The sequence below is a fragment of the Chryseobacterium sp. C-71 genome (assembly GCF_020911865.1).
Taxonomy (GTDB): domain Bacteria; phylum Bacteroidota; class Bacteroidia; order Flavobacteriales; family Weeksellaceae; genus Chryseobacterium.
Genome location: NZ_CP087131.1, coordinates 67,562 through 89,468, shown reverse-complemented (window position 1 = coordinate 89,468; position 21,907 = coordinate 67,562). Strand labels below are relative to the sequence as shown.

Here is a 21,907-nt window from a genome sequence, read left to right as displayed (position 1 = left end):
CTCATAACCAGATCCGTAGAATTTTTTCTACGGATTTTTAGTTTATAGAATTGACAAATAGCCATATTTTTCGTATTTTCGTTTAAACAAAGCCTTTTACACAAATGAGTTACGACTTAGAACAAGAGAATAAAGAAATCTTAGCGAGGTATAAAGACCTGATTTCTAACACATACAGAACTTTGGATGAAGAGAACAACAAACTCATCCGAAAGGCTTTTGATATTGCATTAGATGCACACAAAGACCAAAGAAGAAAAACCGGGGAACCGTACATCTACCATCCTATTGCGGTGGCAAAGATTGTTGCGACAGAAATTGGTTTAGGTGCAACGTCGATTGCCTGTGCATTGTTGCATGATGTGATTGAAGATTCTGATTACACCTACGAAGACCTGAAAAAAATTTTTGGTGATAAAATTGCGGAAATTGTCAACGGATTGACCAAGATCTCAATCATGAACCATCAGAACATCTCTGTGCAGTCTGAAAATTACAGAAAACTACTCCTCACCCTTTCAGAAGATTTTCGTGTAATCTTGATCAAAATTGCAGACCGACTTCACAATATGAGAACGTTGGAAAGCATGGCGCCGGACAAGCAGAAAAAAATTGCTTCAGAAACTGTTTACATTTATGCTCCACTCGCACACCGTTTAGGTTTGTACAATATCAAATCTGAATTAGAGGACTTATCATTGAAGTATAACAGTCCGGATGTTTATAATGAAATAACGCAAAAATTAGAACTTGCCAAGGAAAACAGAGAGCGATACATCGAAGAGTTTAAAAAAGAGGTTTCTGTACGTTTAAAAGACGAAGGGCTGAATGTCACCATCAAAGGCCGTGCAAAAGCGATTTCGTCGATTTACAGAAAAATGCTCAAGCAGGGCGTTACTTTTGAGGAAGTTTTTGACAATTACGCCATCAGAATCATTTATAAATCAGATGCTAAAAATGAGAAATTTTTGGCCTGGAAAATTTATTCGATAGTAACGGATGTTTATCACAGCAATCCGTCGAGAATGCGTGACTGGATTACGCAACCACGTTCTACGGGCTATGAAAGTTTACATTTAACGGTGCTTGGTCCTGATAAAAAATGGATTGAAGTGCAAATCCGTTCAGACAGAATGGATGACATCGCTGAAAAAGGTGTTGCCGCACATTACAAGTACAAGGAAGGCTACAAACAAACCAATGACGACCGAAATTTCGAGAAATGGGTTACCGAAATTCGTGATGTTCTTGAGCAACAGCAGAATCTCTCTACTTCTGAGCTTTTAGATAATATTAAACTTAATTTATATTCTAAAGAAGTTTTTGTCTTTACGCCAAAAGGTGAGATTAAAATTCTTCCCACTAATGCAACCGCTTTAGATTTTGCATTTTCTGTGCACTCAGATTTAGGAATGAAGTGCTTGGGAGCAAAGATCAATGGAAAATTAGTCCCTATTTCTTATGTTTTGCAAAATGGCGATCAGGTAGATATTCTTTCGTCTCAAAACCAGAAACCAAAGTTTGATTGGCTGGAGTTTGTAGTAACTTCCAAAGCCAAATCAAAAATAAAAGGGTATCTAAATTCTGAGAAAAACTCTTTGGTCGACGAAGGGAAAGAAATTCTTCGCAGAAAATTGAGACATGCAAAGATCAATTTTAATGATGAAGAAATCAATAAACTTCAGAAGTTTTTCAATCTGAAAACCTCTCAGGAACTATTTTTGAAATTCCAGACGAATGAATTGGATGCGAGTAGTTTAAGAAAATACATTGAAAGTAAAAACGTATTCAACAACCTACTTTCAAGATTCAGAAAATCACCTACAAAAAACCAACATTATGTAGAGCCAAAAGAGATCAATCTGGATATGATTGTTTTCGGGAAAGATGAAGAAAAACTGAATTACAGTTATGCAAAATGTTGTACCGTAATCCCGGGAGACAAAATTTTTGGATTTATCACCATTTCCGAAGGTATAAAAGTACACAGTGACAATTGTCCGAATGCGATCAACCTGAGAGCTCAGTACGATTATCGTGTAATTCCTGCTAAATGGGTAAATGAAGAAAGCTTCAAAAACCGTATTAAAATTGAGATCGAGGGACTCGACAGAATGGGAATGATCAATGACATTACTGCAGTAATCAGCGGTGCAATGGGTATGGATATGAAGAGTATGTCAATTGAATCGAACAACGGCGTTTTCACCGGAAATATCAATCTTGAAGTAAAAAACAGAAGTCAACTCGATGAAACTTTTAAAAAACTAAAAGATATCGACGGTGTTTCTAAAGTCATCAGAATTTAAGCATGAAATTAAGCATATACTTTAAAAAATTCTTCGAAAGCAGCCAGTCGTCAGGAGTTTTATTGATACTTTGTGTCGCATTGGCATTAGGAATCGCCAATTCTTCTTTGGCCGAAAACTTTCAGAATTTTTTAGATCAAGAAATTGGTCTTAATCTATTCCATCTGAAATATCCTGTCAGTATTTGGATTAACGATGGTTTGATGGCCATTTTCTTTCTTTTAGTAGGTCTAGAAATCAAACGAGAAATCGTCGAAGGTGAGCTTTCATCTTTTAAAAATGCTTCTCTTCCTATATTTGCTGCAATTGGCGGAATGATTGTTCCGGCAATTATTTATACTGCTTTTAACTACGGAACTGATCATAGCAACGGTTGGGGAATACCGATGGCGACAGATATTGCTTTTTCTTTGGCAATCATTTCGATGCTTGGGAAAAAAGTTCCTAATGCGATTAAAATATTTCTCGCAGCTTTGGCAATTGTTGATGATTTGGGTGCTATTTTGGTGATCGCCATTTTTTATACCGAGCAAATTCACTGGATGTACATTTTCCTTTCTTTGGGAGTTTCTGCATTGCTTTTTTTACTTAACTATTTTAAAGTCACAAAAATCATATTTTACCTTATTCCGGGATTATTTCTTTGGTATTTTTTGCATCATTCAGGAATTCATGCAACGATTGCGGGTGTTGTTTTGGCATTTTCAATTCCGACAAATATTTCTACAACAGAAATTTCACCTTTAGAAAAACTAGAACATCAGCTTCATTTTCCGGTAGGCTTTTTCATCATGCCGATTTTCGCTTTAACCAATACCAACATTACTTTTACCAATGGAATGGTTGACGGGCTTTTCAGTGGTTTAGGTTTGGGAATTGTCTGCGGATTGGTTTTAGGAAAATTAATAGGGATCAATCTTTTTTCATGGATTGCCATCAAATTCAAAGTCAGTTCGCTTCCTCAAAATTCTTCATGGACGCAGATGTTGGGTGTCGGACTTTTGGCCGGAATAGGCTTTACGATGTCAATTTTCATCGCTTTACTTTCATTTAAAGGAGAAATTCAGATTCAGGACGAAGCTAAATTTGCGATTCTGATTGCTTCTTTTATTGCAGCAATTTCGGGATATGTTATTTTGAATTTGAGCTCGTCAAAAACTATGGAAATTGAAGATGAAGAAGATTAGTTTTTATTCACACTCCAGGTTCCTTTAAGGTTACCCATTTTCCAAGTTCCATTTTTTGTCTGCATATTTCCGATGAGCATAAAACCTGCTGGCGATTGAGAAACACCATTAAAGGAACTCATGATAAGATTTGTAATATAAGTATCAGGATTTCCAGCGGTACTTCTTATTACTTGTACACTTGCGTCTTTTCTTACATTAACCTCCAAAGATCCGCTCAAATCACCTGTGTAGCTTCCCTTATAATATCCCATAAACTCTGAGGTGAAACTTTCCTGAGCACGATTTTCTTCGGCTTGATCAAGAATCTGCTCACAAGATTGTAAAATCATCAAAACAAACAAAAATAAAATTTTAACCGTTAGATTTTTCATCTTCTTCTTTTTTAATTTCTTGTATAATACTGCGGATATGCTCTTCATCACTGTCGAGATTGGGTTCTTCACTTTTTGATTGATAATGAGAGGCTTCTTTTTTGAGTTCGTCTGCCAAAAGTTTTTCAACTCTTAATTTTCGCAGAGCCATATTCAATTCATTCCCGAAAAGCAGGAGATAAACGTTGACATTTACCCAAACCATCAATAAAATCATACTTCCAATCGATCCGTATAGTACGTTATATCGGGCAATATTTTTCACATAAAGCGTAAAGAGATAAGTTGTAAGAATAAATAAAACCGTCGTGAGAATCGCTCCGGGAATTGCCTGTCTGAATCTGATTATTTTTACCGTTCCCAACCAATAAAACATGGCAAGCAAAAGGAAAAAGAATACCGGAAATGACACAAAACCAATGATTTTTGAAAGGTTATTGACAAGCCAGGAAATATTATATTTTGGTGTAAAAAGCTTAAGAACAACCTCAGAATAGTAAACGCCAAAAAGCGCTAAAAACACGATGGTAACAAAGCCAATTGTGATAAAAAATGACAGAATAAATTCTTTAACATCAGGAAGCTTTTCTTTAGAATTTTCGTTAAAACCATTAATAATAGAAAATGTTCCGTTAGTCGCAAAAACAAGGGCAATAAGAATCGTTAAATTACTGATTCCCTTCATGTTGGGGATGATATTATTTTCAATATAACCTCTCACATCTCCTTCGATGTTGGATGGGAAAATATTGTGCATCAACACCTCAAAAATATAAAACTGAAGCTTATCATAATGCGGCATATATGGTAAAACAGAAAGCAAAAATAGAATAAAAGGAAAAAGACTCAACGTAAAACTCCAGGAGATTGCGGCGGCCTTCTTCCCTATTTTACCTTTGAAAACACCTGCAAAATATATTTGAAACAACTGCCAAAGCGATATTCCCAGAAGCGGAATATGTATATCGTCTAGAAAATCTTGAACCTTCAAAAGAAAACCCGGAACCTTAATACCCATTTTTTATTTTAAAATTTGATCAATTTTGTCAAACTGTTTGTCTACAAATTTAGGGGATTTTATTCTAAAACCCAATCCGAAACGAAATAACCAATTGGTAGTTGAATAAAAATTATCATTATTGCTGTTGATCCAATTCAGTTGTGCACCGCCGCCGAAAAACCATTTTCCATTATCAAATCCTATTCTGGAGTAAGAATTGAGACCAACATTAAATTCATTATAATTTTCATCTATCAAGTAACCGTAGTGTATTTGCGGATAAATTTCTACAATTGCATACCAGTTTTTCCCTATTATTTTTTGCATTCCGCCACCTGTTCTCAAGGTCAGTCTTACATCTTTGGTGACAGAATTTCCATTTTCTGTATCATTAATTTCTAAACCTTGATACCTTGCACGATTCGTATCTTTCATCAGGTTGTATTGATAAACCAAACCTGTGAGCAAAACAAAATCATTCTTCAGAGGTTTATAAGTCATATTGGTGTACGTTCTGTAATTTTCCTTTTTGCCGAACAACAGATAACTCGTGTCACCTGTAAAAGATTGATATTTAGCATCCGGAAATTGCATTAAATCATTACTTAATTCCTGTGTAAATTCGTCATTTAAAACAGTTTCAAAAAATCTTTTAGTATCTTCTAAATAAAGACCTTTTACCTGATTAAAGTTGACATATTGTCTGAGTTTTGGGCTGATAAAAAAAGCAAATCCGAGATTGAAATATTTGGTTTTTCCTTTGGTATCGTCGTCATTATTTATCCTCACAAACTTTGGTGCAAAAGATATACTGGCGTCCACCCATCGGTATCGAAGGAAAAATTCTGTGTAAAAAGAATCATTGGGTTTCAGCCTAAAAGTTTCACCTTCATAAAACAACCCGAAAGAATTGTTGATATAGCTTATTCCACCTACAAGCGAGATTTTGTGACGGTCATCTTCAAGATATTTTTTTTCATCAGGATCACTGATTTCCTGACTGTATTCAATTGTCGAAAAGCTTAAAAATAATGAAAAAAATACCGAGGATTTCATATTGTATTTGCTGATTAATGTAAAAATACAGATTTTAATAATAATCATTAATCTTTTTTAAATATAAGTATCTTTGTTCTTTCTATTTAAAGCTAAAAAATGCGCATTAATCTACTTTGCATCGGGAAAACTGACGATAAGGAAATCACCTCTTTAATCAGCTATTATCTCACCCGACTTCCCAAACACTGGAATTTTGAAATTGTAGAGATTCCCGACATTAAAAACGCAAAAAATCTTTCGCCTGATCTTTTAAAAAAAGAAGAAGCAAAATTATTTCAGAATTATATTGAAAAAAATGACTGGGTTACTATTTTAGACGAAAAAGGAAAACAGTTCACCAGCAGAGAATTTTCCCAGAAAATTGACAGTTGGATGAATTCTTCTGTCAAAAAAATTCACATTTTGATTGGCGGGGCTTATGGTTTTTCAGACGAAATTTATACTAGAGCAAACGAAAAAATGTCACTTTCTAAAATGACATTTACCCACCAGATGATCCGGTTATTTATCGTTGAACAATTATATCGTGCTGACCAGATTTTGCAGGGAAAACCTTACCACAACGATTGAGATATATTTTTTAAAAAACATTTGTCTGTATTCAAAAAATTATAAAGAAAGATCAAATTGCTTTTCAAAAATTTTTATTTGTTCTTGGCTGTAATCGTGATCTCCTTGCATTACTTTAGGTTTTATTTTTTTTATTGCTTTAACTGTATAGTCAAATAACTCTTTGTAATCAAATTGTTTTAATGTCTTTGCAGCATATATTAAATAATTAGAATTTTCTTCTTTATCAATCCTCATTTTTATAGCATCTTCAGCATTTAAAATTGCTTGTCTATCATCAAGAAATTTTATGAAAAAATTCAAATGTTGCAAAAAATCTAGTTCTAAGATATATTTGTTTACAATCTCTTGATACATTGTACTATTTAGGGTTTTTAAAAACTTGATCTTCGTTTGATAAAGATTTGGTAATTCTACTCCTTCATTATCAATATCACGTGCAGAAAATTCATTTATTTTAATTTTTTTAAATCCATCATATAGATACTTTGCAAGGTCATCATTATTAAGCATTTTTTTTGTATAATTTTCAAACACATAATTACTTAATACTCCATCATTTATCCAAGCATCTTTTATGTATGGATAATAAAGTTCACAATAATGATCAACAAACAATTCGTTCTTAAAATCATAAGTACTCCTACTCAAAGTTGAAATCAAAAAACTTCTGCTTGGATTATTAGAATTAAATATTTTTTCAACAAGTATCTTTGCTTTTGGGCTACAAAATTCTGCAACAGTTCTCAAATAGTTTTGGTACGCAAAAAAATCTTCATCACCTGCAAATTTTTCAATAAACTGCTCTAAAAATGGAATAAATTTTTCATCAGGAAACTCCTGTATCGCAAAGAAAGATTTGTCACCAAAACTTTTAATAAATTCTATATCTTCCTGTTTCTTAAATTTAGCTATATATTTAAGCAAGTAAGGGAAATTTTTCTCTTTGACCAGTTTTTTAATTGCATCATAATATTCTTTTTTCAAAGGAATGGCATATTGAATATTGGACAACAAATTTTCATTTAATGGTTCAGATGCAAAAATAAAATTTAATAGTTCATCTTTTATAGCACTTTCTCTACTCTCATACGTTTTGGGATTTATTGTTAAATTTTCAAACAATTCTCCGTTATAAATAATAGATCCAATCTCTGGATCAAAATTTCTAATAGCATGGCTTTCTGTTACTATATCTTTTCTTCCAATGGTTGCTTTAAAAAGTTGAACAACAATTGCTGTATCCTTGTCTGCAAACAATTTTTGAATAATTAATTTTCTAAAAGTCAAAGGAATTTCTTGTCTATAGAAACTTATTAAATCTGATTTATTCGTTTTTGAAAGAATTGATGTTTCTACTTTATCTCTTAACAATACAAATTCATCAAAATTATCAATTATTCTGGAATCACCTATCAAAGATAAAGAATCGTACTTTTTTATTTCAAATTCGAGTTCTTTGTTTATTTGCGTAAAAGCAAAAAAAGGAGATAATAAAAATATAAGAATAAAAATTTTCATCGTATTATTTTTTCAACTAAGCCATTTGAAAAGTTTTGTCTTTTCCTAATTTCCAAATCTAGCGAATGTACAATGCCATTGCAATAAAAAAGTTATTTTAATTTATTACAAACCTATCTGCCTTTTTGCCTCTCCCACTACAAACGCCACAGAATTTGCAATATTAAAACTTCTGATCAGTTTCGACATCGGTATCGTTAAATGGTTTTCAAATAAATTTAAAACTTCCTTGCTCAAACCCACACTTTCTTTCCCGAAAACCAGCCAGTCACCATCCTGAAAATCAATTTCAAGATAAGATTTTTCAGCATGAGAACTCATCAGGAAAACTCTTGACATATCAGGGATTACCTTCATCCATTCTTCAACATTGGCATATTCTGAAACATCGAGATGCACCCAATAATCTAAACCTGAACGTTTGAGGTTTTTGTCGTCAATTAAAAATCCTAGAGGATGAATGAGGTGTAATCGGCTTTCGGTTCCTACGCATAATCTTCCGATATTGCCTGTGTTATTGGGTATTTCCGGTTCTACAAGAACAATGTTTAACATGAATAATATTTTATTTAAATGATGAATCCGTTTTATATCTGTATCTAGTTTCCGCGACAGAATTTAAACGATATCTGAACCTCTCTTTTTCATTTCTGATTATTTCGTCGATCGTTTTATATCTTTTTAATTGGGAATTACTGGGATGAAGAATTCTTGAATTGCTACTCCTACAAATTATGCATTTGTCATCTAAAACTGATTTTCGTGCACAAACTAAGCATTTTTGTAAGTTCAAAATTCTTTTTCTTAGGTCAATCTGTTCGCTGGACAGATATTGGAACGGAATTTTTTTCAGCAACTTGAAAAAGTTTACTGTGTTAGACGAATTAAATGGTAAATACTGAGTGGGATTATAAACATATCCGTCAATAAAAATTTCTTCATCATTTATTTTAGATAAATTTAACCAATATTCTCCTTCTCCGCCTTGTATTTCTATTTTTTTAATTTCACTCCAATTTACAGTCATAAACTTTCTCAAAGATGATTCATAATATTTGAATCCTACCGTATTGATTTTTGCAACTCTCTTCTTTTGCAGACTTGAGACTATACATTTTTTACACAAATATTCATCCCCAGAATGTTCAACTTTTTTTATACTACCACAATCATTACAAGTCAAATGAAATATTTTTTTATATTTTTTATAAATATCCACACATTTGTTGTTCGCCTCAGTTCGAAAACCATTAACCATAAATTCGCCCCAGGTATATTTATATTTAAGTGGTACGTCGTTATTCCATCCATTCTCTAATAGATCATCAAACATTTTCCTCAATGTCTTTCTCCATCCGATTGGAAAATCTCTAATCACATACTCAATGTATAAGTTTTGAGTCAGTCTTGAAAAATCATAATTTCTCTCTTTCAATTCATCTATTGAGGCGGCAATATATTCATTTTGATAACTGAAACTTGCGACATGTACCTGATAAACTAATGTATCTGTATTTTCTTTTTGAATTTGTTCTTTATAAGGACTTTCCATAAGTCAAAACATTAAATTATTTTTTGACACATTTAGCATATTGCTCAGTTAATGCCGCTTTTTCGTATCCCGTAGCAACAGCTTTATCCAGACTTGCACAAGCTTCTTTATCTTTTGCAGAATCAAATAAAATTAGTGCTTTCGTTACGTATGATTGCGAAAATTTAGGATCGATTGAGATTGCTTTATTGACGTCTGCTAATGCCTCTTTATACTTTTTTAGTTTTAAATAAACATCGGCTCTACCATTGTATAAAAGAGATTCTGGTTTTTCTGAAAGCAGCTTGTTGTAATCTTTCAAAGAACCTTCAAGGTCACCATTTCTCTTTTTCAGATTGGCTAAACTTGTACGGGCAAAAATATTGTCTGGTGCAAAGCTTAGAATTTGATTTAAATCTTTTTCGGCTAAATCTTTTTTGTTTAGATTTTCATAAACCTTAGCCCGAGTCAGATACATTTCAGCATTCTCTTCATCGATGAGTAAACCTTTATTCAGGTAATCCAATGCTTTGGTTTTACTTCCTTTTTGATTATGCAACGAGCCCAAATTAGCGTACACAGCCGCCGACTTAGGATTTGACTTCAAAGCAGATTCATAAGATTTAAAAGCCGCCGCCGTTTTTCCTAATCGTCTTTGCGCTGTACCTAAATTATTGAAATATTCAGATTGATACTGCTGAATCATTTCTTTGTCAGCCAGTTTTGCATACTGCTCTTCGGCACATTTGTAATCGGCCTTTCGCATGCATTCTTCTGCGATTTTTTTGTCTTGAGCTGAGAAAAATTGTAGCGATGAAACCGCTAAAGTAATAATGAATAGATGTTTTTTCATTTTATATAGTTTGTTTGTTGATGACTTTTTTTGCGAGCACAGAAAATATCGCTCCCAATAAAATTCCAACAAACGCCCCCACCAAAATATCTATCGGGAAATGCACTCCTAAATAAATGCGACTGTATGATACCACCACAGCCCAAACAAATATAACATAAGGAAACCACTTAAGCTTATCTTTTAACAGAAAACTTAAATAACTTGCTAAAAAGAAGGTATTTGAGGCATGTGCAGAGTAAAAACCGAATTGTCCGCCACATTTTACAATTCTCATATAAGACTGTAAACTTGGGTCGTGACAAGGCCTTAATCTCGCAACTCCGTATTTGAAAATCCCTGATACCTGATCGGAAATCGTGACCCCGATGGCAACGAAAAGAAGAATATACAGTAAAGATTTAAGCTTAAAATTTTTATAAAGAAAATAACAGAAAATAATGTAAAGCGGTACCCAGATCCATGTTCCGGAAACCATGAGCCAAAACTGATCGAATGGCGTATCTCCTAAATTATTAAGGTACAGAAATGCCTTTTTATCTTCAAGAATGATCTCTTCCATTATTATCTGCTTACAGGCCCTTCATAGGTATCATCATCCGAAGGTTTGATCTTTGGTGTTTCAGATACAGAAGGTTCACCCATCAAATCTTTCTGAAGATTTTTTGTAGGATCAAAATCTTTGGCAGCATCTTTTACTTTTTCGATTTCACGTTTGATTTCAGAAACAGGATTATCTGTCTCTTTCATGATTTCGGTCTTGATATCTTCTACTGCCCCACGCATTTTTCTCACTCCGGATCCTAGATCACGGGCAATCTGAGGCAGTTTATCCGGACCGAATAAAACTACAATCGCAATGGCGATTAATGCCATTTCTCCAATGCTTAATTCCATGATGCTAAATTACAAAAGATATATGAATCTGAAAGTCCTAATTTTAAGATTTAATAAAAAATTAAGTTTTAAATTACTCTTTTCTCAAAACATCTATATCTTTAATAAGCTGCTCTATATCAGTCTGTAAAGTTCCGTTGTATATTCCTCTTATTTTTTTGTTTTGATCTGCTAATATAATGTGTTCTGTATGAAGAAATTTTGTACTGTCACTTGTAAATCCTAAATCCTCTTCTGCAAAATAAGATCGCCTTGCCAATTGATAAATTTCTCCTTTTTTTCCGGTTAAAAAATGCCAATTCTTATTGCTTATTTTATTTTCATTCTTAAAGTCTTTAAGCTTTTTCGGTGTATCAATCCAAGGGGTTACAGAAAATGACAGCAAAATTACATCTTCGTTTTTTTCGTATTTTTCACTTACGGCACTTAGATTCTTAATCATAACAGGACAAATACTTCCACAGGAAGTAAAAATAAAACTTGCAACGTGTATCTTATGATCTACAGTTTTATCTGTAATTATTTTCTGATCCTGATCTGTAAAAGAAAAAGGAGCAATCGTGTGTGGAACTTCTTTTAGGGCATCATGCTTTGACAAAAAATGCGGCTCAAAATCCGGAGTATTATAGTAAGGGATTTCACTATTTTGCTTGCAGGAAACAAACATTAAAAGAATAATAAAACTACTTCTGAAAAACACTGTCTTTGACATTCACACAATTTTTAGTTCCGAGCAAACCATATCTTTTACCATCTCTCATGATATAATTTGATCTAATTTTTCCGTTATCATAGAATTGTTTCTGGCTTCCTTCTTCATATCCTACACTATAATGCATTTGTTTTACAAGTCTTCCATCCCTATTCCATTCTTTAAATTCGCCATTATTTTCACCTTTCAAAAAAGAAGCTGATAATTTTGGCTTTCCGTTTTCCCACCATTCCTTTAGAGTTTTAACTTTGATTCCGTTATCAAAATAACGTTGCTGCATCAGTTTACCGTTTGGGAAAAATCTTTTCCATTCAGAATGTTCTTTTCCTTTATTAAAGCCCATCACTTCGGCAGTATCTTTTGTATTAGGATAAAATGAATACACAATTCCTGTAAATGGTTGACCATTATTCTTCACCAAACCATTATTGTTTTCCAGATGAAGCACGGAAAAGTTATAATATTTCAATTTTTCCTGATCAGATGAATGACAGGAAATTATTAAAAATAAAATGCTAATTGCTGACAGTACCCGCAGTGCCATAAAACCCGTTTCCGTTAATATAGGGATCTGTATTTGTGATGTGGTAATGATAAATCCCGGCCGGATAATCTGCCGTCACACTTGTATGGCCATGATATGCGTCTAAAGAAGCATTAGCAACTGCAGAACCATTTTCTTCAGGTCCGTAAACCGGAAAACCATCCAATAAAAAACCTAATAAAGCAGATTTTGAAGCTTTAACGGTTGTAAGATATTTTGGTTCTACATGATAGTGATAATCTCCGCCTGGTGCAGGATGTCCCCAATATTGATCAAAAGAAACGATTTCCCCGCTAAGTGGTTGATTAGGACCTGCATATTGGTTAAAAAACGGAACACCATTTAGCGAAATTCCTATAGGACCTAAAGGCGTTGCTGCATGATTAGAAGCCATTACAGGATTTATCGGAATTTTAAATGTATAATTTTTAGTAGAAATAGAATTTGGATTTTTTGAAAATGTAAAGCCTCCAAAAGTTGTTCCTGAGAAATTTTCGTACAAACTGTTACTTGTAGAATAATAAACACTTTTATGATCCGGAGTGCCTGTTGTTTTTATATAGACATAAGTTCCGTCTGAAGTGATGCTTGAAGCACCATAAATTTTGCTGTAAATTGCCGGAACTGTAGACGAATTATTATTACTACTTTCTTCCTGAGTAGCTTCATCATTACTGCTACAGCTTAGAAACATTGCTGATGCAAGCAATGCGAGCATCATTCTTTCAATTTTCATATTTATGTTATTTCCAGCAAAAATATGAAAAATTCACATCACATAATATAAATATTTCCGAATTTTTTCTAAAAACCACACGTTTTAGGATTTCTTTTTCTGAAAAGTATAGTAAGTAACGATTACACTAATGGTCATCAAAATAAACGCCAAAAAGAACGGAGCTCCTGAAAATTTAAAAGGTGCATCTTTATGGGTAAAATAGAAAAATAACTGCGTCATCATTGGCGGACCGATAATTGAAGTTGCACTCATTAAACTCGTTAAAGCTCCCTGAAGTTCCCCTTGTTCGTTGCTGGGAACACTTTTGGTAATCACAGACTGCAAAGCCGGCCCGCAAATTCCACCTAAACAATAGGGAATTAAAAATACAAACATCATCCAGCCTTCTGTGGCAAATGAAAACAATAACATTCCCAATGCATATAAGGCTAAACCGTAATAAATACTTTTTTGCTCGCCTAATTTTGGTGTCGTCCATCGAATTAAAACTCCTTGTACCAAGCCTACTAAAAGTCCGACAACACCAAGAGAAATTCCAACCATTCTTTCTGTCCAATCAAATTCATACATGGTGAAGAAACTCCAGTTGCTCTGAACCGCATGACCTGCGATATAGATTAAAATTAAAGCAACAATTAAACCTGAAATTTCCGGATGCTTGCCTAAAAATTTAAATGAACCGACAGGATTTGCACGCTTCCAACTGAATTCTCTTCTTTTGTCTTTATCTAAACTTTCCGGAAGAATGAAATAGCCATAAAGGAAATTTAGCAGACACAAAACCGCCGCTGCATAAAATGGGACTCTCGCTCCGTAATGTCCTAAAATACCACCAATCACAGGGCCTATAATAAATCCAAGACCAAACGCAGCACCGATCAATCCAAAGTTCTTTGCTCTGTCCTCATCGGTTGAAATATCTGCAATATAAGCGCTTGCTGTGGTCACACTTGCTCCTGTAATTCCGGCAATAATTCTCCCTGCAAAAAGCCAGATTATTGTTGGTGATAACGCTAAAAGAATATAATCTACCGCAAAACCGAAAAGTGAAATCAAAATTATGGGTCTTCGTCCGAATTTGTCACTCAGATTCCCAACAATAGGCGAAAAAATAAATTGGGTAAATGCATACGCAAAACCAAGCCAGCCACCATATTTGGCAGCTTCGCTGATATCCGCATGAATCAACTCTTTGATCAATGCCGGAACCACCGGAATAATAATTCCCCACCCTGTAATATCAATTAGTAAGGTGATGAAAATAAAGCTCATGGCTGCTTTCTTTTTCGATTTTTCCATAATGGTGCAAAAGTAAGGAAATATTGGGAAAAGGGATATTGTGAGTGTAAAGTTTAATATTGCTATTAATTTTTAGTTTTAAATTTAATTCTATTGTTGAGCATGAAAACTCAAATTAGTGGGAAAAATTAAATCCCACAGATTACGCAGATTTGCGCAGATTATTTTTGATTTAAAATGAAAAATTTCAGAAAAAATCAGGGTCTTTTTAATTTTATTTAAAATAAGAGGTTTATTCCAATCTCTAAAAGGAGAAAAATGTATTAGAGATTAAGGCAAAAAAAGAGCCCTTCAGATGAAAGGCTCTTTTTGTATTTAATGTAGTTAAATTTATTTTGAAGCAAGAACTTCTTTGTTTGTGGTTGTTTTACCATGTACTTCTTCTTCTTTTCCAGATTTCAAGAAGTCATAGGCAATCGCAGATGCGATAAATATTGATGAGTATGCACCAAAGCCTATTCCGATAAGTAATGCAAACATAAATCCTCTAAGATTATCTCCTCCGAAAATAAAGATTGCAAGAATTACAAGTAATACGGTAAAAGTGGTATTGAAAGTTCTACCTAAAGTACTAGAAATAGAATCATCAAATAATCCTGCCAATGTTATTGATTTCTTTTCTCTTAAATACTCTCTAATTCTATCGAAGATAATTACGGTATCATTGATAGAATAACCCAATACTGTAAGAATTGCAGCTACAAAATCCTGATTGATTTCCATATTGAATGGCATGATTCTGTGTAGGAGTGAATAAGCACCTAAAATAATCACCGCATCATGGAATAAAGCAGCTACTGCTCCTAAGGAGAATTGCCATTTTCTAAATCTCACAAGGATATAAATAAAAATACCACCCAATGCAGCTACTACAGCTAGAATACCATGCGTTTTAATATCATCGGCAACCGTAGGACCTACTTTTTCAGAAGATACAATACCTACACTAGCATTATCTGCTGATTTAAAATCTTGTATCGTTGTATTAGTTGGTAGATTTGATTTCAAACCTTCAAATAATTTTTGTTCAACTGTTTGGTCAGCTTTCAAAGATTCATCATCAATTAAATAATCTGTTGAGATTTTCAATTGTCTGTCATTACCGAAGGTTTTAGCTTCTACAGAAGAATTTTTCCCATCTGAGGTTGCAAATACTTTTACTAGTTTTTGCTCAATATCTTCCGCTTTCACATCCTTATCGAATCTAACTACATAATTTCTACCTCCCGTAAAATCAATTCCGTATTTGAAACCGTTTGTGAAGATTGAAACCAAACATATAACTGTTAATATAGCTGATACAGTATAAGCGATTTTTCTTTTTCCGATAAAGTCGATCCAAGTATTTCTGAAAAGGTTTTTTGTAGGAGGAGTCCAAACTGAAAGACCTTTACCTTTTTCTAATCTTGAGAAAATCATTACTCTAGAAAGTGCTACCGAAGTGAAAAGTGTCATTACAATACCAATCATCAACGTTAAAGCAAATCCTTTAATAGGACCCGTTCCGAAGAAGAACAATACTACTGCTGTTAATAAAGTTGTAAGGTGACCATCAATAATTGCATTTAAAGCATGTTTAAATCCGTCTCTGTAAGCTTCAAGAATATTTTTTCCTGCAAAAAGTTCTTCTTTGGTTCTTTCGTAAATAATTACGTTGGTATCAACCGCCATCGCCATTGTCAGTACAATACCAGCAATACCGGGAAGCGTTAATGTAAAGTCTCCGGAATCCATAATTCCGAAAATATAAAACAAGTTGATGATCATTGCAATTACCGCATAAACACCTGCTCCACCATAATAGAATACGATGTATACAATGATAATTAAAAATGCAATAGCAAACGATATTACCCCTGCATTGATTGATTCTTCACCTAATGAAGGACCTACCTGCGTAGCCTGAACAACTTTTGCTCCTGCAGGTAATTTACCAGCTCCTAAAACGTCAACCAATTCTTTAGCTTCCTCCTGAGAGAAGTTACCTGAGATTTGAGTTCTACCGTTTGGAATAGCACCAACAACATTTGGTGCGGTATATACTCTGTTATCTAAAGTTACTGCTACAGGTCTTCCAACATTTTTTTCTGTCAGAGTTTTCCATTCTTTAGCACCTTTAGAATCCATTTGCATGTCGACAACCACTCTGCTCAAATCATCATATCCGATACTAGCAGTTTCTACTGCACCATCTACCGGAGCTTTTTGATTGATGCTACCTTTGATTGCATATAAAACCAAGCTGTTAGTATCCGTAGATTCTGGCTTGTAACCCCACATGAATTGGGTATATTTTAAGTTTGCAGGTCTTAAAGACTTAGCAACTTTACTGTTTAAAACCTTGTTAACAATAGCAGTATCAGACAATTTCACGCTTCCTACTGAGCTTTGGGTACCAGATTTACCACCTTGCATTAAGGCCATCAGATTCACATTTTTAGCGACACCGATAGAATCACCTTTAGTAGAAACTGCATTGGTTAAATTCTGGAAATAAGGTGCTACCTCACCAAACTGCTGTACTTCCCAAAACTGAAGTTTCGCAGAAGTCTGAAGCATTTTTTTCACCTTATCGATATCTTTCATACCAGGCATTTCTACAGAAATTCTCGCAGTACCAGGAACTCTCTGAACGTTTGGCTGGATGGCTCCAAGCTTATCGATTCTGGTTCTGATTACTTCAAAAGCAGTACCTACCGATAGGTCGATTCTTCTTTTCACGATACTCTGCACCTGCTCGTCAGTAGTATTAAATTTAATCTCAGAAAGATTGGTGTTTCCGAAGATTTCAGGATCTGCAAGTTTCAGATTAGCTCCTTTTGCTTTGTTTACAGCATTAAACTCAACAAAGAAATTATCGATGTAAGGTCTTGTAGAGTTTTTCTGAGCTTCGTCAGTTCTGTTTAAAGCTTCAATCAAAATAGGATTGGTAGAATAATTGGTTAAATCATTCACCAAGTCTCTCTGGTTGATCTCCAAAAGAACGTTGATCCCTCCTTTAAGGTCAAGACCAAGTTTCATTTCCTTGTCTTTCGCTTTGGTGTAATAAAGTTCTGTGAAACCTAGATTAAGTGTATCCTTAGAAAGTCTTGCGATTTCTTTCTGATACTTTTCCGGATTGTCTCCTGCAATAGCAGTTGCCTGCTTTTCAATCTTGCTGGCGTACCATGTTGGTAATAGCTCATTTAAGCAAATTAACCCTAGTACAATAGCAACAATTGTAATAAGTCCTTTTCCTTGCATTTTGTTATAACTACGTTAAATTAAGTCGGCAAATATAATGATTTTCTTGATATTTTATGAATTTTTAAGAACAGAAATGGTTTATTTTCAGATATATCGGCATTCTGCTTTCAATTAAAGATTCAGCAATTTATCTTAATATTTTGTAATGAAGTTTTTAATTCTCTTTTGGTACGAAATTTTCATTAAACATAATACACTAAATATCAAAATATTATGAGAAAATTATTACTTTCGGCAATCTTGTTATCTGCCTTACCTTTCAGTGCACAGAGCTTTGCATTGACGCAATTTGCAACTGGATTCACTAGTCCGGTTGAGATTACCCACGCCAATGACACCCGATTATTTGTAGTTCAACAAAATGGAATTATAAAAATCGTACAACCCAACGGAACCGTGAATGCCGCTGACTTTCTGAATATCAGCTCAAAAATAACCTTTGGTGGTGAGCGAGGGCTCCTAGGCTTAGCTTTTCACCCTCAGTATGCAACCAACGGATACTTCTTTGTATATTATAACAATACAGCGGGAAATATTGTAGTGGCCAGATACACTGTAAGCTCAGCAAATCCGAATGTTGCAAATGATACTACAGAAAAGATTATTTTAAACATCCCTAAACCTTTTGACAATCATAATGGCGGAAGCATTCACTTTGCACCCGATGGTAATTTATGGATTGTAACAGGTGATGGAGGCAGCGGTGGTGACCCCAACAATAATGGTCAGAATAAGAATTCACTTTTGGGTAAAATGTTAAGAATTGATATTAATTCAACAGGATCATATAATATCCCGTCAGGAAATCCTTTTGTTGGAGCCGGAGTTGATGGTGCTGATGAAGTCTGGTCTTACGGTTTGAGAAATGCCTGGAAGTTTTCATTTGACCAAACCACAGGAAATGCAATGATTGCAGATGTGGGGCAAGGCGTGATAGAAGAAATCAACAAAGTTCCGGTAACAACAGCAGGAGTAAACTACGGATGGAGATGCTATGAAGGAAACAACACATACAATACAGCAGGTTGTGCTGCTTCTTCAACAATGACTTTCCCTGTTGCAGTATATGATCATTCTGGTGGCAAATGCTCAATAACAGGCGGATATGTTTACCGAGGAACAGCTTCACCAAGTCTTCAGGGAAAATATTTTTTCGCAGATTATTGTTCTACACAGATCGGAACTTTAGACACCAATAATGTCATCACATGGACGACACCATTTAACGGAAATAATTTTTCAACGTTCGGAGAAGACAATCAAAAGGAGCTTTATGTTGCAGCAGTCAATAACGGAACTATTTACAAAATCACCACATCAACATTAGGAGTTCAGGAAAACACATTGAATGGGATTAAAATTTATCCAAATCCTGCGGATGAAAGAGTTTTTGTAGAAGGATTACAGACTGCAAATGCTAAGATCGAGCTGATCAGCACGGAAGGTCGTAAAGCAATCGACAGCGTAAAACTTGATAGTGAAAATAGCTTTGATGTTACAGGAATTACTCCAGGAGTTTATTACATCAATATCAAATCCGGAGATTTAAAAGAGTATAGCCAGAAGTTGATTATTAAATAATTTAATTTTCTGTCTGACTAAAATTAAATTTAAAAACTGGGTCAAATCTAGATAACCAATATTTACTTAAACAAAAAACAAGCGACTCAAAATTGAATCGCTTGTTTTTTTATATCGTCATCGAGAAAATCCTGGTTTCAGGTTTGTTTCTCATCATTCTGAGATCAAATACCATCGCAACATTTCTTGTGAAAGCTCTACCCTTTTCGGTGATTTTTATTTGATTGTCATGAATTTCAACCAATTCATCACTTTCCATTTCTTTCAGCATTTCGAAAGCATTTTCAAGCTCGGGAAAAGAATTTTGAACATCAAAAGTAGTTTCAAGCTGACACATTAAATTTAAAATATGTCTGCGTATTGTTAAATCTTCATCACTTAAAATATGCCCTTTCACCACAGGAATCACACCTTTTTCAACTGTTTTCTGATACTCTTCTACCGTTTTCACATTCTGTGCAAAAGCATACCAGGAATCTGAAATGGCAGACATTCCCAAGCCAACCATTAATTGGGTTTTGCTTGAAGTATATCCCATAAAATTCCGGTGCAGTTTTTTCTGAATTAAAGATTGGTATAAATCATCATGCTCCAGAGAAAAATGATCCATCCCTACTTCAATATATCCTAAATTTTCTAAAAGTCTTTTTCCGTCCTCATACAGACGGCGTTTTTCTTCGCCACTTGGCAAATCGTTTTCGTCAAAACCACGCTGTCCTACACCTTTCACCCACGGAACATGAGCATAAGAGTAAAATGCCAAACGGTCCGGTTTCAATTCCATTGTTTTGCGGATGGTATGTTCCATCGCTTCCCAGCTTTGATGCGGAAGACCAAATACCAAATCATGACTGATCCCTGTATATCCAATTTCGCGGGCTATTTCGGTCACTTCTTTTACTTTTTCAAAAGGCTGAATTCTATTGATTGCTTTCTGCACTTTCAAATCATAATCCTGAACGCCAAAACTTGCTCTTCTGAAACCTAAATCGTACAAAGTCTGTAAATGCTCTCTCGTCGTATTATTCGGATGTCCTTCAAAAGAAAACTCCTGATGCTCGGCTATTTCAACCGTAGAAAAAATCCCTTCCAATAAAGTTCTCAGATTTTCAGGAGAGAAAAATGTAGGTGTTCCGCCACCTAAGTGAAGTTCTTTCAGTTTCGGTTTTTCATTAAACAATTGAAGATACAATTGCCATTCTTTTAAAACGCTTTCCAAATATGGAATTTCAACGCTATGTTGCTTAGTAATCCGTTTATGACATGCACAAAATGTACACAAAGCTTCGCAGAAAGGCAAATGAATATAAATAGAAATTCCTTCTTCAGCATTGGTTTCATTAAAAGACCTGATGACCGTTTCTTTCCATTTTTCGGGTGAGAAAGTGCTTTCGTCCCAGTAAGGAACGGTAGGATAAGACGTGTAACGAGGTCCGGGAATATTATATTTATCGATTAAAGAGTTCATTCAGAAAATTTAAAATAAAATTAAATCCTTGAAGGATTTCGTACTGCAAAAATAACCATTACAGATGACTTTTTGCTTATGAATTATATTAGGTCTTATTTTATAATCAGTCTAAATACTTCGTCGGCAAAGTTCTTCCCGAGATCAATATATCCTGCGCTGTCATAGTGCCAGGGATCATTTCCGTAATTGTATTTAGCTGTTGACCGAACAATAGCTGCATTCTTATCGTCATTCACAAATTTTTCCTGAGCATACTGCACCAATTCTCCAGTTGGCCACACTTTTCCTTTTTCATTCTTGCCTGAATCTGAAATTTTCCCAATAACCACAGGAAGATCATCAGTAAGCAAAGCAGCTCTCATCTTTTGCATCAAGCTGGTTAAATTAGAATAATACATGTTTGCAATTTCTTCACTGTAGCTGGCATCACCTTCTCCTTGCATCCAAAGAATGCCGGACATTATAAGTTCATCAGCTTTTCCGTTTCCATCAATATCCTTTTCTTTCAAAGCATTTCTAATGGTCTTTTTGAAGTGAAGCAATTGGTTTATTGCTCTTTTATCCTCAAATTCAGGATCCCAACTTCCAAAACTACCTGCTGCCTGTACACTAATCGAAGAACCTTCTCGTGCATATTTAATCAAAGCAATTTTATCATTCGGAAAAAGTTCTTTGAGCCTTTTGGCAAAAGACAGCTCCGGACCGAATCTGTCTGAAAGCTGATTGGTTTTTCCATCCGTTTTAAATCCGGTTCCGTTGCCGGGTTTCAGGATGTCCCATTTCCCTATTCCGCCGTTCAGGTCGCCATCAGGAACAGAATTTCCCTGAAAAATATAAACACCTTTAAATGTTTTTAAATCATTCGGTAAATCTTTATTATATCCAAAGCCGTTCATGTTTGATTGGCCTGCAAGAATGAAAACCCTGATTTTCTGAGTGTAAAATAATGCGGGCAAGAACAGAAGGAGAAATATTTTCAGATTTTTCATTGGGGGAATTTTATTCAAAGGTAAT

At 34.5% G+C, this 21,907-nt stretch carries 20 protein-coding genes; 4 read left to right on the top strand and 16 right to left on the bottom strand.

The features are described from left to right. The first annotated feature begins 104 nt into the window (after nt 1-104). Both LNP04_RS00380 and nhaA read left to right on the top strand, forming a co-directional pair. Entirely contained in the window at nt 105-2,309 is a 2,205-nt protein-coding gene (locus LNP04_RS00380; protein ID WP_229984613.1) for a bifunctional (p)ppGpp synthetase/guanosine-3',5'-bis(diphosphate) 3'-pyrophosphohydrolase, read from the top strand. A 2-nt stretch (nt 2,310-2,311) separates the two neighbouring features. After that, nucleotides 2,312-3,496: a Na+/H+ antiporter NhaA gene (nhaA, locus tag LNP04_RS00375; RefSeq protein ID WP_229984612.1), complete on the top strand. Its 1,185-nt coding sequence runs from the start codon at nt 2,312-2,314 to the stop codon at nt 3,494-3,496. On the opposite strand, the gene LNP04_RS00370 is transcribed toward nhaA, so the two are convergent. The 3 genes from LNP04_RS00370 to LNP04_RS00360 are packed head-to-tail and all read right to left on the bottom strand — an operon-like array spanning nt 3,493 to nt 5,974. Further along, on the bottom strand, nt 3,493-3,870 hold the full coding sequence (locus LNP04_RS00370; RefSeq protein WP_229984611.1) for a hypothetical protein: 378 nt from the start codon (nt 3,868-3,870) through the stop codon (nt 3,493-3,495). The genes nhaA and LNP04_RS00370 overlap by 4 nt on opposite strands. Then, entirely contained in the window at nt 3,851-4,888 is a 1,038-nt protein-coding gene (locus LNP04_RS00365) for a YihY/virulence factor BrkB family protein (protein ID WP_229984610.1), read from the bottom strand. The genes LNP04_RS00370 and LNP04_RS00365 overlap by 20 nt, the downstream gene beginning before the upstream one ends. Before the next feature lie 3 nt (nt 4,889-4,891). Further along, on the bottom strand, nt 4,892-5,974 hold the full coding sequence (locus tag LNP04_RS00360; RefSeq protein WP_229984609.1) for a DUF4421 family protein: 1,083 nt from the start codon (nt 5,972-5,974) through the stop codon (nt 4,892-4,894). 51 nt (nt 5,975-6,025) lie between these two features. Here LNP04_RS00360 and LNP04_RS00355 point away from each other — a divergent pair, with 51 nt between their 5' ends. Next, nucleotides 6,026-6,499, top strand: coding sequence for a 23S rRNA (pseudouridine(1915)-N(3))-methyltransferase RlmH (locus LNP04_RS00355; RefSeq protein WP_229984608.1), 474 nt, complete (start codon nt 6,026-6,028; stop codon nt 6,497-6,499). Between the two features lie 39 nt (nt 6,500-6,538). Here LNP04_RS00355 and LNP04_RS00350 read toward each other — a convergent pair whose 3' ends face one another. From LNP04_RS00350 to secD, 11 genes are all read right to left on the bottom strand, one after another. Beyond that, nucleotides 6,539-8,020, bottom strand: coding sequence for a hypothetical protein (locus LNP04_RS00350; RefSeq protein ID WP_229984607.1), 1,482 nt, complete (start codon nt 8,018-8,020; stop codon nt 6,539-6,541). Between the two features lie 105 nt (nt 8,021-8,125). Next, the gene (locus LNP04_RS00345; protein WP_229984606.1) at nt 8,126-8,575 is read right to left on the bottom strand and encodes a tRNA (cytidine(34)-2'-O)-methyltransferase; all 450 of its coding nucleotides are present in this window, start codon (nt 8,573-8,575) and stop codon (nt 8,126-8,128) included. Nucleotides 8,576-8,585: 10 nt separating this feature from the next. Next, the gene (locus tag LNP04_RS00340; protein ID WP_229984605.1) at nt 8,586-9,572 is read right to left on the bottom strand and encodes a hypothetical protein; all 987 of its coding nucleotides are present in this window, start codon (nt 9,570-9,572) and stop codon (nt 8,586-8,588) included. Between the two features lie 16 nt (nt 9,573-9,588). Next, nucleotides 9,589-10,404 (bottom strand): lipopolysaccharide assembly protein LapB, encoded by an 816-nt coding sequence (locus LNP04_RS00335; protein WP_229984604.1) that lies wholly within the window; start codon nt 10,402-10,404, stop codon nt 9,589-9,591. 1 nt (nt 10,405) lies between these two features. Beyond that, nucleotides 10,406-10,966 (bottom strand): phosphatase PAP2 family protein, encoded by a 561-nt coding sequence (locus LNP04_RS00330; protein ID WP_129534032.1) that lies wholly within the window; start codon nt 10,964-10,966, stop codon nt 10,406-10,408. 2 nt (nt 10,967-10,968) lie between these two features. Further along, nucleotides 10,969-11,301: a twin-arginine translocase TatA/TatE family subunit gene (locus tag LNP04_RS00325; protein ID WP_229984603.1), complete on the bottom strand. Its 333-nt coding sequence runs from the start codon at nt 11,299-11,301 to the stop codon at nt 10,969-10,971. A gap of 73 nt (nt 11,302-11,374) precedes the next feature. After that, nucleotides 11,375-12,013, bottom strand: coding sequence for an SCO family protein (locus tag LNP04_RS00320; RefSeq protein WP_229984602.1), 639 nt, complete (start codon nt 12,011-12,013; stop codon nt 11,375-11,377). Beyond that, nucleotides 11,985-12,482 (bottom strand): toxin-antitoxin system YwqK family antitoxin, encoded by a 498-nt coding sequence (locus LNP04_RS00315; RefSeq protein WP_229984601.1) that lies wholly within the window; start codon nt 12,480-12,482, stop codon nt 11,985-11,987. Before LNP04_RS00315 ends, LNP04_RS00320 begins: the two co-directional genes overlap by 29 nt. A gap of 46 nt (nt 12,483-12,528) precedes the next feature. Then, entirely contained in the window at nt 12,529-13,293 is a 765-nt protein-coding gene (locus LNP04_RS00310; RefSeq protein ID WP_229984600.1) for a YHYH protein, read from the bottom strand. An 84-nt stretch (nt 13,294-13,377) separates the two neighbouring features. Beyond that, a complete protein-coding gene (locus tag LNP04_RS00305) occupies nt 13,378-14,598 on the bottom strand; it encodes a TCR/Tet family MFS transporter (protein ID WP_407928666.1) in 1,221 nt (406 codons plus the stop codon). Between the two features lie 327 nt (nt 14,599-14,925). Continuing rightward, on the bottom strand, nt 14,926-17,838 hold the full coding sequence (gene secD / locus LNP04_RS00300; RefSeq protein WP_229984598.1) for a protein translocase subunit SecD: 2,913 nt from the start codon (nt 17,836-17,838) through the stop codon (nt 14,926-14,928). A 216-nt stretch (nt 17,839-18,054) separates the two neighbouring features. Here secD and LNP04_RS00295 point away from each other — a divergent pair, with 216 nt between their 5' ends. Beyond that, nucleotides 18,055-19,422, top strand: a complete 1,368-nt coding sequence (locus LNP04_RS00295; RefSeq protein ID WP_229984597.1) for a sorbosone dehydrogenase family protein — start codon at nt 18,055-18,057, stop codon at nt 19,420-19,422. A gap of 109 nt (nt 19,423-19,531) precedes the next feature. Here the strand turns inward: LNP04_RS00295 and hemN are convergent, their stop codons facing one another. Continuing rightward, entirely contained in the window at nt 19,532-20,890 is a 1,359-nt protein-coding gene (gene hemN, locus LNP04_RS00290) for an oxygen-independent coproporphyrinogen III oxidase (protein WP_229984596.1), read from the bottom strand. 95 nt (nt 20,891-20,985) lie between these two features. Then, nucleotides 20,986-21,882 carry a sialate O-acetylesterase gene (locus tag LNP04_RS00285; protein WP_229984595.1) on the bottom strand — a complete coding sequence of 299 codons (897 nt, stop codon included), beginning with the start codon at nt 21,880-21,882 and terminating at the stop codon, nt 20,986-20,988. Nucleotides 21,883-21,907 lie beyond the last annotated feature (25 nt).